At 75.1% G+C, this 13156-nt stretch carries 10 protein-coding genes and 1 pseudogene; 4 read left to right on the top strand and 7 right to left on the bottom strand.

Features of this window, described 5'->3' with window-relative positions:
* Positions 1-133: 133 nt before the first annotated feature.
* Positions 134-1396, bottom strand: coding sequence for an MFS transporter (locus QSK52_RS38275; RefSeq protein ID WP_285740905.1), 1263 nt, complete (start codon positions 1394-1396; stop codon positions 134-136).
* Positions 1397-1482: 86 nt separating this feature from the next.
* Here QSK52_RS38275 and QSK52_RS38270 point away from each other — a divergent pair, with 86 nt between their 5' ends.
* Positions 1483-2469 carry an ArsR/SmtB family transcription factor gene (locus QSK52_RS38270; protein WP_285740904.1) on the top strand — a complete coding sequence of 329 codons (987 nt, stop codon included), beginning with the start codon at positions 1483-1485 and terminating at the stop codon, positions 2467-2469.
* Positions 2470-2603: 134 nt separating this feature from the next.
* Here the strand turns inward: QSK52_RS38270 and QSK52_RS38265 are convergent, their stop codons facing one another.
* Positions 2604-3242 carry a hypothetical protein gene (locus QSK52_RS38265; RefSeq protein ID WP_285740903.1) on the bottom strand — a complete coding sequence of 213 codons (639 nt, stop codon included), beginning with the start codon at positions 3240-3242 and terminating at the stop codon, positions 2604-2606.
* A gap of 170 nt (positions 3243-3412) precedes the next feature.
* On the opposite strand from QSK52_RS38265, the gene QSK52_RS38260 reads away from it, so the two are divergent.
* Positions 3413-5695, top strand: a complete 2283-nt coding sequence (locus QSK52_RS38260; RefSeq protein ID WP_285740902.1) for a glycosyl hydrolase family 18 protein — start codon at positions 3413-3415, stop codon at positions 5693-5695.
* Positions 5696-5818: 123 nt separating this feature from the next.
* Here QSK52_RS38260 and QSK52_RS38255 read toward each other — a convergent pair whose 3' ends face one another.
* The gene (locus tag QSK52_RS38255; protein ID WP_435053487.1) at positions 5819-7057 is read right to left on the bottom strand and encodes a geranylgeranyl reductase family protein; all 1239 of its coding nucleotides are present in this window, start codon (positions 7055-7057) and stop codon (positions 5819-5821) included.
* 171 nt (positions 7058-7228) lie between these two features.
* On the opposite strand from QSK52_RS38255, the gene QSK52_RS38250 reads away from it, so the two are divergent.
* Positions 7229-7759, top strand: a complete 531-nt coding sequence (locus tag QSK52_RS38250; protein WP_285740901.1) for a peroxidase-related enzyme — start codon at positions 7229-7231, stop codon at positions 7757-7759.
* Between the two features lie 131 nt (positions 7760-7890).
* On the opposite strand, the gene QSK52_RS38245 is transcribed toward QSK52_RS38250, so the two are convergent.
* The 3 genes from QSK52_RS38245 to QSK52_RS38235 form a co-directional block, all read right to left on the bottom strand.
* Complete coding sequence (locus QSK52_RS38245; protein ID WP_285740900.1) at positions 7891-8619, bottom strand: DUF4184 family protein; 729 nt, start codon at positions 8617-8619, stop codon at positions 7891-7893.
* A gap of 85 nt (positions 8620-8704) precedes the next feature.
* Complete coding sequence (locus QSK52_RS38240; RefSeq protein WP_285740899.1) at positions 8705-9748, bottom strand: NUDIX hydrolase; 1044 nt, start codon at positions 9746-9748, stop codon at positions 8705-8707.
* A gap of 158 nt (positions 9749-9906) precedes the next feature.
* A complete protein-coding gene (locus QSK52_RS38235; RefSeq protein WP_285740898.1) occupies positions 9907-11343 on the bottom strand; it encodes an acyl-CoA synthetase in 1437 nt (478 codons plus the stop codon).
* Positions 11344-11575: 232 nt separating this feature from the next.
* Here QSK52_RS38235 and QSK52_RS38230 point away from each other — a divergent pair, with 232 nt between their 5' ends.
* On the top strand, positions 11576-12940 hold the full coding sequence (locus QSK52_RS38230) for a S53 family peptidase (protein WP_435053486.1): 1365 nt from the start codon (positions 11576-11578) through the stop codon (positions 12938-12940).
* Between the two features lie 65 nt (positions 12941-13005).
* Here the strand turns inward: QSK52_RS38230 and QSK52_RS38225 are convergent.
* Positions 13006-13156 (bottom strand): annotated as a pseudogene (locus tag QSK52_RS38225) (electron transfer flavoprotein subunit alpha/FixB family protein); the annotation flags it as partial.

Genomic DNA, 13156 nt, shown 5'->3' with positions numbered 1-13156 from the left:
CCGCGTCAACGCCTACACCAGCTTCACCGCGATCCTGGGCGTGCCCACCGGCTCCAACCTGAGCTGCTGACACCCCGCCCGGAACAGGAGGGGCCCCGGCCGACCACGCGTCGACCGGGGCCCCTCCCTGCGGTCAGCGCCGCACCAGCGCCGTCATCCCCCAGCCCGCGGCGGCGAACAGCGCCGCCAGCAGCGCCCAGCCGAGCAGGCCGTGCGCGAGCACCACCGAGGTCATCAGCACCGGACCGAGCATCAGCGCGCCCGACATGCCGGTGTTGAACACGCCCTGGTAGGCACCGTGCGCCTCGTCCTTCGCCAGGTCGTAGCTGAGCGCCCAGGCGCCCGCCTGGCTGTACACCTCGCCGAGCGCCTGGCAGGCCACGCCGCCCGCCACCAGCAGCGCCGCCGCCCAGCCCGGCAGCCCCGCGGCCAGGCCCACCACCAGGCAGGACGCGGCGACCAGCAGCGCCCCGCGGCGGAACACCAGGGCCGCGGCCCGCGGCTGCTCGGTGCCCCGGGTGGCCCGCACCTGCAGCACGATCACCAGCGCGGTGTTCACCAGCAGCCCGCCCGCGACCATCCAGCGCGGCGCGTCGGTGTCGCGCACCACCCACAGCGGCAGCCCGACCTCGATCATCACGAACTGCAGGGTGATCACCGCGTTCAGACCGGTCGCCGCGAGGAAGACCCGGTCGCGCAGCGCCGGGTTCGGCCCGGACGCGGCCCGCTCGGCCCGCTCGGCGGTGCGCGGCGCGACCGGCACCAGCAGGGCGTACAGCACCGCGATCACCCCGTACGAGACCGCGTCCACCAGCATCGCCGTCAGGTAGGCGCCCCGGGTGTCCAGTTGCAGGACGGCCGCGGCGCCCAGGGTGCCCACCGAGATGCCGATGTTGGTGACCGAGCGCAGGTAGGCCCGGCCCGCCACCCGCCCGTCCGCCGGCAGCACCTCGGCGAACAGCGCGCCGCGCACCGCCGCGCCGCCCCGGTCGGCGACCGCCACCAGGCAGGCCAGCAGCGCGAACGCCGCCAGCTGGTGCACCAGCACGTACGCGGCCGCGCTCAGCGCCTGCAGGACCAGCAGCGCGATCAGCACCGGCTTGGGCCCGTACCGGTCCGACAGCCGCCCGGCCGGGACGCCCGCCGCCACCCCGCACGCCCCGGCGGCGGTCAGCACCAGGCCGACCGGGCCGACGCCGAAGCCCATGACCCGGGTGAAGTAGACCACCCCGAGCGTCATCCCGAGGCCGTTGCCGACGGTGTTGACCAGCGTGATCACGGTCAGTCGGCGCAGCACCCGGTCCGCGGGCAGCAGCCGGGCGAGCCGGCCGCGGACACGGTCGGGGGCAGGGGTCGGTGACGCGGCCCGGTCGGCCGCGGGTGCGGTGGAGGTCATGCCCCGATCAGACCGGGTACGGAGGGGGCGTGGTATTGATTTAGCCCCGGCCTGAATCGTCCGGGCACGGGGACGGGGGGACGGCCGTGGTGCTGCGCTTCCGGCTGGGCCTGGCGGACCTGGCCGCGACCTACTTCGCCTGCTCGCCGCTGCAGGAGGCGGTGCTCAGCCTGCGGATGTGGACCCACCCGGGCCAGTACCCGCACGGCGCCGCGTTCGAGGCGATGCGCCCGGCCTTCGAGGCGCTGCCGCAGGCGCCGCTGCTGCGCGCCCTGGTGGCGAGCAACAAGTACGTGCCGGACTTCCTGACACCCCGTCCGGCCGTGCCGTTCCCCGAGTTCCGCGCCGAGCTCGCCGTGGTCCGGGCCTTCGACCCGGCCCGGCTGGCCGACGAGCTCGCGGTGACCTTCCTCCCGCACGACCGGGTGCTGCCGCCGCTGCTGGCCGAGCGCGCCGACCGGCCCGCCGCCCTGATCGCCGAGGTCGCCGACGCCCTGCAGGCCTACTGGACGCACGTCCTGGAGCCCGGCTGGTGGCCGCGGGCCCGTTCGGTGCTGCGCGCCGACATCGTGCACCGCTCCCGGGTGCTGGCCGAGCGCGGCGCGGCCGGGCTGTTCGCCGACCTCGACCACCGGCTGCACTGGTCGGACGGGGTGCTGACGATCGACCGCGACTGGGGCGACGGCGACCTGGACGTCGCCGTGGACCGGCGCGGCCTGGCCCTGCTGCCCACCTGCTTCGCCCGCGGCGCCCTCACCGCGATCGGCCCCGGCCTCACCCCGTCGATCACCTACCTGGCCCGCGGCCAGGGCAACCTGTCCGGCCCGCCCGACCCGCCGCCCGCCCCGGACGCTCTGGAGCAGCTGCTCGGCCCGCCGAAGGCCCGGCTGCTCGCCCTGCTCCAGGAGCCCACCGCCACCACCGAACTGGCCCGCCGCCTGGGCGTCACCCCCGGCGCCGTCAGCCAGCACCTGGCCGTCCTGCACGCCACCCGCCTGGTCACCCGCGCCCGCCACGGCCGCCTGGTGCTGTACGCCCGCAGCCCGCTCGCCGACCAACTGCTGGGCCCCTGACATCTTTCGGCAGACGAAGGGGAACACACCAGGGGCTCGGGGAACGGCGAGTCCGAGCTGCTGCCGGCCGGAGCCCGTCGAAGGTCCGTGCTGCTTCGGGCCGTGGAAACAGGACCCCGCCGAAGAGCACCGCGTCAGCAGAACGCCAGTACCGCCCCCGTCTCCACCGAGCAGCGCGCCGCCAGGCGCAGTTGCAGGCAGATGAACGCCTCGGTGCCGTAGCGCCGCCACCCCTCGGCCGCCGGGTCCGGGTCCGCGGAGGCGTCGACGACCTCCTCGGCGTTCGGGTCGAGGTCGTCCGGCAGGCCCAGGACCCGGGCGAGTTCGTCCAGTTCGGCCAGCAGCCGGACCGAGGAGCCGAGCAGGCCGCCGCTCAGCTCCGGGTCGGCCAGGACGGGGGCGAAGTCCACCGGCACGTAGTAGCCCTCGCAGTCCGAGTGGTGGATCAGGTGGTCGAACGGGCCGGGCGGGTCGTCCGGGACGTCCTCGTACGCCGCCTGCAGCACCGGGTCGTCGGTGGCCCGCTCCCCCTCCGCCAGCGGTTCGGGCAGCCGCCCGCCCGCGGCCAGGTGGGCGGCGAGGCGGCGCAGCGTGTGCAGGCCCGAGTACCCCCAGATCCGGTCGCCGAAGCCGGGCCCGTCCTCCGGCTCCCGCCACCCCGGCAGCCCCTCGGCCGCCAGCACCCGGGCGATCTGCGCGCACTCCGCGCGGAACCAGTCGGCCGTGTCCTCCTCGGCGCCGATCAGCGCCCCCACCCTCACGTCGAGTCCCATGGCGGTGATCGTGCCACCGGGCACCGACAGCGGCCGCGGCGGACCGCCCGAATGATCGTCAACTCTCTTCAGGTATAGACCTGTTGACGAGTTGGTCCAGTCCACTTACCCTCCAAGTGCCGCTCCCGGCACCCCTGTACGGAATCCCCCACACCAGACAGGGAGTACCGATGCACGTCCGCTCCAGGCAATGGCTCAGGGCCCGCCTGCTGGCCCTGCTCGCCGCGCTCGCACTGCCGTTGGCCCTGCTCGCCGCCACGCCCGCGCACGCCGCGGTCAAGCTGACCGCCACCTTCACCAGCGACAACTACGGGTCCTGGTGGAAGGGCACCTTCATCGTGAAGAACCCCAACGCGACGGCCGTCACCGGCTGGACGCTGGAGTTCGACCTGCCCTCGGGCGTCACGATGACCGGCACCTACAACGGCACCTCGACCACCACCGGCAGCCACGTGGTCGCCACCAACGCCTACTACAACGCGACCGTCCCGGCGAACGGCTCGACCGAGCCGTACAGCTTCTGGTTCATCGGCAACGGGCCGATCGCCGCCCCGCTGAACTGCCGCGTCAACGGCGACAAGTGCGACGGCACCCCGGACGTGCCGCCGACCGCGCCCGGCACGCCGACCCTGGTCGACGCGACCGCGCACAGCCTCTCGCTGAGCTGGACGGCCGCGTCCAAGGGCGACTTCCCGGTCGCCTCGTACGACGTGCTGAACGGCTCGGTGGTGCTCGGCTCGGCCACCGGCACCTCCACCACGCTGACCGGCCTCACCCCGGCCACCACGTACGGCCTGACCGTCCGGGCCAAGGACACCCGCGGCAACACCGGCCCGGTCAGCGCCGTCCTGAGCGCCGCCACCGTCGACCCGGCCAGCGACACCGTGCCGCCGACCGCGCCCGGCAACCTGCGCTCCACCGGCGTCACCAGCACCAGCGTCTCGCTGGCTTGGGACGCCGCAACCGACAACAAGCGGGTCGCCGCGTACGACGTCTACCAGGGCGGCACCCTGGTGCAGACCGTCACCACCACCTCCGCCACCGTCGGCCAGCTCTCCCCCGCCACCCCGTACGCCTTCACCGTCAGGGCCCGGGACGCCGCCGACAACAACTCCCCCGCCTCCAACGCGCTGAACGTCACCACCGGCGACCTGGCCGGGCCCGGCAAGTACTCCCGGGTCGGCTACTTCGTGCAGTGGGGCATCTACGGCCGCCAGTACTTCGTCAAGAACCTCGACACCTCCGGCAGCGCCGCCAAGCTCGACGTCATCAACTACGCCTTCGAGAACATCGACCCGGTCAACCTGACCTGCCTGGCGGGCGTCACCAAGGGCACCACCGCCAACCCGCAGGACCCGGACCAGGGCACCGGCGCCGGTGACGCCGACGCCGACTACGCCCGCCCGATGAGCGCCGCCCAGTCCGTGGACGGCGTCGCCGACGACGGCTGGTCGCCGCTGCGCGGCAACCTCAACCAGCTCAAGAAGCTGAAGGCGAAGTACCCGAACCTCAAGGTCGTGGTCTCGCTCGGCGGCTGGACCTACTCCAAGTACTTCTCGGACGCGGCCGCCACCGACGCCTCCCGCAAGAAGCTGGTCTCCTCCTGCATCGACATCTGGATCAAGGGCAACCTGCCCGCCTACAACGGCGCGGGCGGCCCCGGCACCGGCGCCGGGATCTTCGACGGCATCGACGTCGACTGGGAGTGGCCCGGCTCGCCCGACGGCCACGCCGGCAACCACTACTCCGCGAACGACAAGCAGAACCTGACCCTGCTGCTGGCCGAGTTCCGCCGCCAGCTCGACGCCCTCGGCGGCCCGCACAAGCTGCTCACCGCCTTCACCCCCGCCGACCCGGCCAAGATCGGCCAGGGCTGGGACCTCTCGCAGATCTTCCGGTCCCTGGACATCGCCAACGTGCAGGGCTACGACTTCCACGGCTCCGGCAGCGACAACTCCTGGGAGCCCAACCGGACCGGCCAGCAGGCCAACCTGCACACCGACCCGGCCGACCCGTACCCGTTCCACTTCTCGATCGAGAACGCCGTCCAGACCTACCTCGACGCCGGGGTCAACCCGCGCAAGCTCACCATCGGCTTCCCGTTCTACGGCCGCGGCTGGCAGAACGTCACCGACGGCGGCGCGCACGGCGCCTGGCAGGCCGCGGGCGGCGCCGCCCCCGGCCAGTTCGCCGAGGAGGCCGGGACGCGCGGCTACAACAACCTGATCACCTCGGTGCCCAACCTGACCGTCTACCACGACCCGGTCTCGGTCTCCACCTACGGCTACACCGGCAACGGCGGCCAGTGGTGGACCTTCGACGACGCCTGGTCGATCGGCCAGAAGACCGCCTGGCTCAAGTCGAAGAACCTGCTGGGCGCGATGGTCTGGGAGATGTCGGGCGACACCCCGTCCGGCACCCTGATGAACGCCCTGGACGCGGGCCTGAAGTAGCCCCGGCCGCCGGGCGCGGGGAGCCCCCCGGATCCCAACCCCCGTGCCCGGCCCGCGCCCCGGCGCGACGCGGCCCGCCCGGAGGGGTCTCCCCTCCGGGCGGGCCCACCGCGCCGAGAGGCCCTACCGCCCGGCGACCGAGGCCAGCTTGCGGGCCGCCCGGTGGTCGCGCATCAGCTGCGCGAAGGTGGTGTGCCCCTGGGTGGTCCGGGCGAACGCCCGCCACGCCGGGGTGATCACCGACACCGCCAGGTGGAACAGGTACGGGCGCTTCTCGAACGAGGCCAGCATGACCTTGCCCGCCCGCATCTCCACCCCCAGCCCGGCCTTGATCGCGAACGCGTAGTTCAGCGCCTGCCGCCGCACGTCCGCCGCGCCGCCCGCCTCGGCCACCTGCACCGCCCACTCCCCGGCCAGCCGGCCCGAGCGCAGCGCGTACGAGATGCCCTCCCGGGTCCACGGCTCCAGCAGCCCGGCCGCGTCGCCCGCGACCAGCACCCGGCCGCGCGACAGCGGCGAGTCCTCGGCCCGGCAGCGGGTCAGGTGCCCGGACTCCACCAGCGGCTCGAAGCCGGACAGGCCCAGCCGCCGGATGTACGCCGCCAGGTACTCCTTGGTCCGCTCGCCCTCGCCGCGGGCCGAGATCACGCCGACCGTCAGCGTCCCCGAGTCGGTCTTCGGGAACACCCAGCCGTAACTGCCCGGCAGCGGCCCCCAGTCCAGGTGGATCCGGCCCGCCCAGGCCCGCGACACCGACTCGGGGACGGGGATCTCCGCCTCCAGGCCCAGGTCGATCTGGTCGAAGCTGACGCCGACGTGGCGACCGATCCGGCTGGCCGAGCCGTCCGCGCCGACCACCGCCCGCGCCTCCACCTTCCGGCCGTCCGCCAGCGTCACGAACACCGTGCGGCTGTCGCCGCCCTGCTGCTCCACGCCGGTCGCGGTCACGCCCGTCACCAGCACCGCACCGGCCTGCTCGGCCGCCTGCACCAGGCGCAGGTCGAACTCGTCCCGGTTGACCAGGCCGAACAGCATCCGCTTCGAGCGCCGGGTGCGCGTCCACTTCCCGTTCAGCGCGAAGGTCACCGCCGAGATGCGGTCCTGCAGCGGCAGTTTGAAGTCCTCCGGCAGCGAGTCCCGGGAGGGGCCGATGATGCCGCCGCCGCAGGTCTTGTACCGGGGGTGCTCGGCCTTGTCGAGCAGCAGCACCCGACGGCCGCGGGAGGCCGCCGCGTACGCCGCCGAGGAGCCGGCCGGGCCCGCGCCGACCACCACGACGTCCCACACGCCGTCGATCGGTGCCGCCGCCCCGTCGTCCTGCACGTCCTGCGGGTCGGTGCCCGCGAGCTCCTCCGACGCCACGTCACCGGTGTCGTCGGCGAGGGCCTGTTCCTGGGTGCTACCGGTGTCAGTCACGGTCGCCCATCCTAATCTGCCCACCCTCCGCCGCGACCCTCCCCCGCCCGCGGCAACGGCGTCCCCTTCCCAGGTCAAGCCCTTGCCAAGGCGGCCCCGAACCGATTCAGTGGCCCCATGCCCCACATCGCGCTCCCCAACGACGACCCCGGTATCCGGGGCCTGCTCGCCGCCAAGCCCGCCTCCGGCCTGCGCCTGAGCGAACTCGCCGAACAACTCCTGCGCGGCGACTCCCCGTTGGGCGTCGGCGAACGCGAACTCATCGCCGCCTACGTCTCCTCCCTCAACCGCACCCGCTACTGCGCCGGAGCCCACGGCGCCACCGCCGCGCACCGCCTCGGCGGCGACTTCGCCCTCGTCGAGGCCGTCCAGGACGACCTCGCCACCGCGCCCGTCAGCGACCTGCTGCGGGCCCTGCTCCAGCTCGCCGCCAAGGTCGCCGACAGCGGGCTGTCCGTCACCCCCGAGGACGTCGCCGCCGCCCGCGCCGCCGGAGCCGACGACGAGGCGATCCACGACACCGTCCTGATCGCCGCCGCCTTCTGCATGTACAACCGCTACGTCGACGGCCTCGCCGCCCTCACCCCCGAGGACCCCGCCGCCTACCGCGCCATCGGCGCCCACCTCGCCACCAACGGCTACCTCTAGCGGAGACGCGTCCGAGGGCTCCGGGAACGGCGAGTCCGAGCTGCTGGTGGCCGGAGCCCACCGGAAAGTCCGTGCTGCTTCGGGCCGCCTGAACAGAACCCGGAGCCACCGCACCCACCGGCAGTGCACCGTCAGCGGCCCCCAGCCCGCCGTTCCCCGGGCCCCTGGTGCCGCCCCGTCCTGCGCAGCAGCCCGAACAGCGCCGCCCCCACCGCCAGCCCCGCGCCCGCGCCGAAGCACGCCTCGTCGACGAACCCGCGCTCGCGACGTCGCACCCGCTCCGCCGCCCCGGCCAGCGCCGCCGCGCCCAGCACCGCGGCGGTGCCCCGCCGGCCCTCCCGCCAGGGCCCGGCGTACCGCGCGAGCACGGCCAGGCCCGCCAGCGACGTCCCGTACTGCAGGACGGTGTACAGCGGGACGCCGCCGACCTCCCGCTCCAGGGCGGGCAGCGCGCGGACGCCGGCCCGGCCGTGGTGGGTGAAGGAGTCCCACACCAGGTGGGTGGCCGCACCCGCGGCCACCGCCCCGGCCGCCCGGCCGAGTTCACCCGCGCTCGGCCGCCCGGCGGGCACCACCGCGTTCCACCGCCCCGGCACCGCCTCCCGCAGCGGCTCGCGCCACAGCCCGTACCAGCCGGCGACCAGCCCCGCCCCCACCACCACGTCGACCGTCGGCGCCGCCCACCACCGGTGCGTCACCCCGCCGTGCCGGTAGGCCCCCCGGACGAGCGACTCCGCGAAGAACGGCACGTCGGGCGCCATCGCCCCGGCCACCAGCCCGGCGGCGACCAGCGCGCCCCTGCCCCGCGCGGCCCGCAGCCCGGGCAGGACGGCGGCAGCATGACTCGCAGTGAACGGCATCCCCCCATCCTGCCCGCCCACCCCCCGCCCCGCGCACGCCCCCGCGCCGAAGCCTCCGTGCCGGAGCCTCGCGCCGCGGTCCTTCTCAGCGGGCCGGGGCCACCCCGGTCGCCGCGGGCCGTCCGCCCTCCAGGTAGCGCAGTTCGCCGACCGCCCGGGCCTCCAGGGCGGCGGCCAGCCGCCGCATCCGCCCGGCGGGCAGCATCTCCGCGGCCTCCCGGAGGGTGGCGAAGTGCCAGTCGCGCAGTTCCCCGGCGGGCAGGCGCAACCTCAGCACCTGGGAGGGCCCGAGCCGCCCGCCGTCGTAGACCAGTCGCAGGCCGCCGCGGCCGCGGCCCGCGCCCGGCTCCCAGTCGACGGCGAGCAGCCGCAGTTCCTCGGGGCGCAGCCGCAGGCCGAGTTCCTCGGCGACCTCGCGGACGCCCGCCGCGGTGGGCGACTCGCCGGACTCGACGACGCCGCCGGGGAACTCCCAGTGCGGTTTGTAGGAGGGGTCGACCAGCAGGACGCGGTCCCGGTCGTCGAAGAGCAGCACGGCCGCGGCGACGGTGTCCCCGTCGCCGCCCTCGCTGCGCACGATGGGGCAGCGGGCCGCACCGGTGCGCAGCAGGTCGGCGACGCGTTCGGCGGTCTGGCGGGGCGTCAGGACGCCGTTGTCGACCATCCGGGCGTCCGCGGCGAGCCAGCCGCGGGCGGTGAGGTAGGCCGGGAGGGCCTCGCGGGCGCGGCGGCGGAGCGCGGCGGTGGCCTCGGGGTCGCCGGGGACGTCCTCGCGGGTGGCGATCCGGGCGCGCAGGATCGTTTCGACGGGGTCGAGCACGACGTGGTGGACGGGGATGCCGCGCCCGGCCAGCGAGCCGAAGATCTCGTCGCGGTGCTCCTGGCGCAGCAGCGTGGCGGGGACGAGGACCGGGCCGTCGGCCTCGGCGGCCAGCGCGGCGGCGCTCTCGGCGGTCAGCCGCCGCCAGGCGGCCGACTCCGGGAAGCCGTCGCCCGTCGCCCCCGCGGCCCGCAGGACGGGGCCCAGGGTGTCCGGGTCGAACAGCAGGCTCCCCGGCAGCAGTCGGACCAACTCCCGGCAGGCGCTCGTCTTGCCCGCCCCGAACGCCCCATTGACCCAGACGATCACAGCATCCCCTGCCCCTCCTCGGCGGCCCGGCCGTGCACCGGGCAGCGCGGGGCACCGGCCCCCGCGCCATCCCCAGTGGTACCCACTCCCCGCCCTCCTGAAAGGGCGCGTCGGAGGGCGGGTGGTACGCCGGGGTGCGGGCCGATGCGCACGCCGGGTCACGCGCCGGGTTGCGCGCCGCCGTCCAGCAGTTGCTTCTTGAGCACCTTGCCCATCGCGTTGCGCGGCAGGTCGGCGACCAGCACCACCCGCCGGGGCCGCTTGTGGACGGAGAGCCGCTGCGCGACGAAGTCGACCAGCTCCCGCTCCCCGACGCCGCCACCGCCGTCGGCCGCCACCACGTACGCGACCACGGCCTGCCCGAGGTCCGGGTCGGGGGCGCCGACCACGGCCGCGTCGGCGACGCCGGGGTGGTCGCGCAGCGCGGCCTCGACCTCGCCCGCGCCGATCCGGTAGCCGCCGCTCTTGATCAGGTCGACGGAGGCGCGGCCGACGATCCGGTGGAAGCCGTCGGGTTCGACGACGGCGACGTCACCGGTGCGGAACCAGCCGTCCGCGGTCCGGGCGGCGGCGGTGGCCTCGGGGCGGCCGAGGTAGCCGTCGAACAGCGTCGGCCCCCGGAGCTGCAGTTCGCCGACGCTCTCGCCGTCGGCGGGCACCGGCTGCCCGTCCTCGCCGACCAGCCGGGTGCGCACGCCGGGCAGCGGCACGCCGACCGCGCCGGGGCGGCGTTCGCCGTCGGCCCGGGTGGCGACGGTGATCAGCGTCTCGGTCATGCCGTACCGCTCGGCGGGGGCCTGCCCGGTGAGCTCCCGCAGCCGTTCGAAGACCGGGACGGGCAGCGGGGCGCTGCCGGAGACCAGCAGCCGGGCGGCGGCGAGCGCGCGGGCGGCGGCGGGGTCGGCGGCGATCCGCGACCAGACGGTGGGGACGCCGAAGTAGAGGCTGCCGCGGGCGGCCGCGTACCCGGCGGGGGTGGGCCGCCCGGTGTGGACGAGGCGGCTGCCGGTGCGCAGCGCGCCGAGCACGCCGAGCACCAGGCCGTGCACGTGGAACAGCGGCAGGCCGTGGACGAGGGTGTCCCCGGCGTCCCACTGCCAGGCGTCGGCGAGGCCGTCGAGCCCGGCGGCGACGGCCCGGTGCGGGATCAGCGCGCCCTTGGGGGCGCCGGTGGTGCCGGAGGTGTACAGCACGAACGCCGTCCGGTCGCCGTCCTCGGCCGCGGGCCGCCAACCGCTGCCCGGACGGTCCGTCAGCGACACCGGGAGCGTGGCCAACCCCTCGGTGTCGTCCGGGAGCCGGTTCCCCGCCAGCAGGGTGGCGCCGCTGTCGCGCAGGATGTGCGCACGCTCCACCGGCCCGGAGTCGGGCGGCAGCGGCACCACCGGCACGCCCGCCAGCAGGCCGCCGACCACGGCCGCGACCGTCTCCGCGGTCGGCCGGGCCAGCACGGCGAGGCCGGGCGCCCCGGCGGCGCGTTCGGCCACCGCCCCGGCGGCGCCCAGCAGTTGCTCCCAGGACAGGGCGGTGCCGTCCACCACCACCGCGTCCGCCCGGTCCCCGTACCCGCCGTCGAGTGCTGTCAGCAGTCCCATGCCGCCCGACTCTACGAGCCGGGGGCCGCCGCGCGCAGCAGCGCCCCGCCCGGCAGGTCCCAGCTGCGGCGTTACCGAAACGCTCCGGGTCCTTTACCGAACCCGGTGGCCTGCCGGGGCCATGCCGACGGCCGTCTCGGACTATGGCCGGGCCGGGCGGCTGCCGATGGGATGGGTGCGCCCCGGCCGGACCGGGCCGGGCCTTCCGTCTCTTCGAGGAGTCTCCTTGGGCATGCACCCCGCCACCGCGGGCACCCGACGCTCCACCGCGCTGCGGGCCGCCGCGCTGCTCGCCGTCGGGGCCACCGCCCTGACGGGCGCCACCGCCACCGCGCGGTCCGCCGCGCACCTGCCCTCGTTCAAGCTGCGCCCGGCCTCGGCCGGGCAGATCGACGCGGTCGGCCGGGTCGCGCCGATATCGACCTCGGACTGCGTCGCGCAGATCGGCATCCACTGCTACTCGCCGCTGCAGTACCGCACCGCCTACCACCTGGACCCGCTGTACCGGCAGGGCGTGACGGGCAAGGGCCGCACCATCGTGATCGTGGACTCCTTCGGCTCGCCGACGATCCAGCACGACCTGGAGGTGTTCGACAAGCAGTGGGGCATCCCGGACACCCAGGTCGAGGTGGTCAAGTGGGGGAACGTCCCGGTGTTCGACCCGACCAACGCCGACCACACCGGCTGGGCGGGCGAGACCACCCTGGACGTCGAGTACGCGCACGCGGTCGCCCCCGACGCGCACATCGTGCTGGTGGAGACCGGCGTCGCGGAGACCGAGGGCGTCACCGGCCTGCCCGAGATGATGGACGCCGAGAAGGCCGTCATCAAGTCGCACGACGTGGACGTGGTCTCGCAGAGCTTCGGCGCGACCGAGAACACCTTCCCGGGCTACGACAAGGGCGACTTCAAGTCGATCGAGAAGCTGCGCTACGCCTTCAGGTTCGCCGCCGCCCAGGACGTCACGGTGCTCGCCGCCTCCGGCGACAACGGCGCGACCGACGCGACGGAGAACGGCAGCGACCTGTACCCGTACCGGGTCAACTCCTGGCCGTCCGCGGACCCGCTGGTCACCTCGGTCGGCGGCACCCAGCTGACCCTCGACGACAACGGCAACCGCACCGCGCCCGACCAGGTCTGGCACGACGACTACGGCGCGGCGGGCGGCGGCGTCTCCGGCGTCTTCGAACGCCCGTGGTACCAGGCCGCGGTGGCGAACGTGACCGGCAACCACCGCGGCACGCCCGACATCTCGATGAGCGCGGCCGTGGACGGCGCCGCCTGGACGTACGAGTCCTACGACCCGACCCGGGTCGGCTGGCACCTGGTCGGCGGCACCAGCGAGGCCACGCCGATCTTCTCCGGCGTGGTCGCCCTGGCGGACCAGCTGGCGGGCCACCGCCTCGGCCAGCTCAACCCCCGCCTGTACGCGCTCGCCCTGCTGCCCCAGCAGGTCAGCGGCATCACCGACGTCACCGCGGGCGACAACTCCTGGGACGCGGTGACCGGTTACCGGGCCGCCGAGGGCTACGACCTGGCCTCCGGCCTCGGCACCGTCGACGGCGCCCGCTTCGTGCACGCCCTCGCGGGCCGCTGACCCGCCGCGCACGCCGAAGGGCGCGGCCCCCGCGGGGGCCGCGCCCTTCGGCTGCCGGCGAGCGGTCAGCCCTTGCGGGCCTTCACCTCGTCGGTGAGCTGGGGCAGGACGGTGAAGAGGTCGCCGACGACGCCGTAGTCGACGAGTTCGAAGATCGGGGCTTCGGGGTCCTTGTTGACGGCGACGATGGTCTTGCTGGTCTGCATGCCGGCGCGG

Origin of the sequence: Kitasatospora phosalacinea (genome assembly GCF_030268885.1) — a bacterium.
GTDB classification, from domain to species: Bacteria; Actinomycetota; Actinomycetes; order Streptomycetales; family Streptomycetaceae; genus Kitasatospora; species Kitasatospora phosalacinea_C.
Note: the sequence above shows the minus strand (reverse complement) of the source record. Positions and strands in the feature narration are given on the sequence as shown.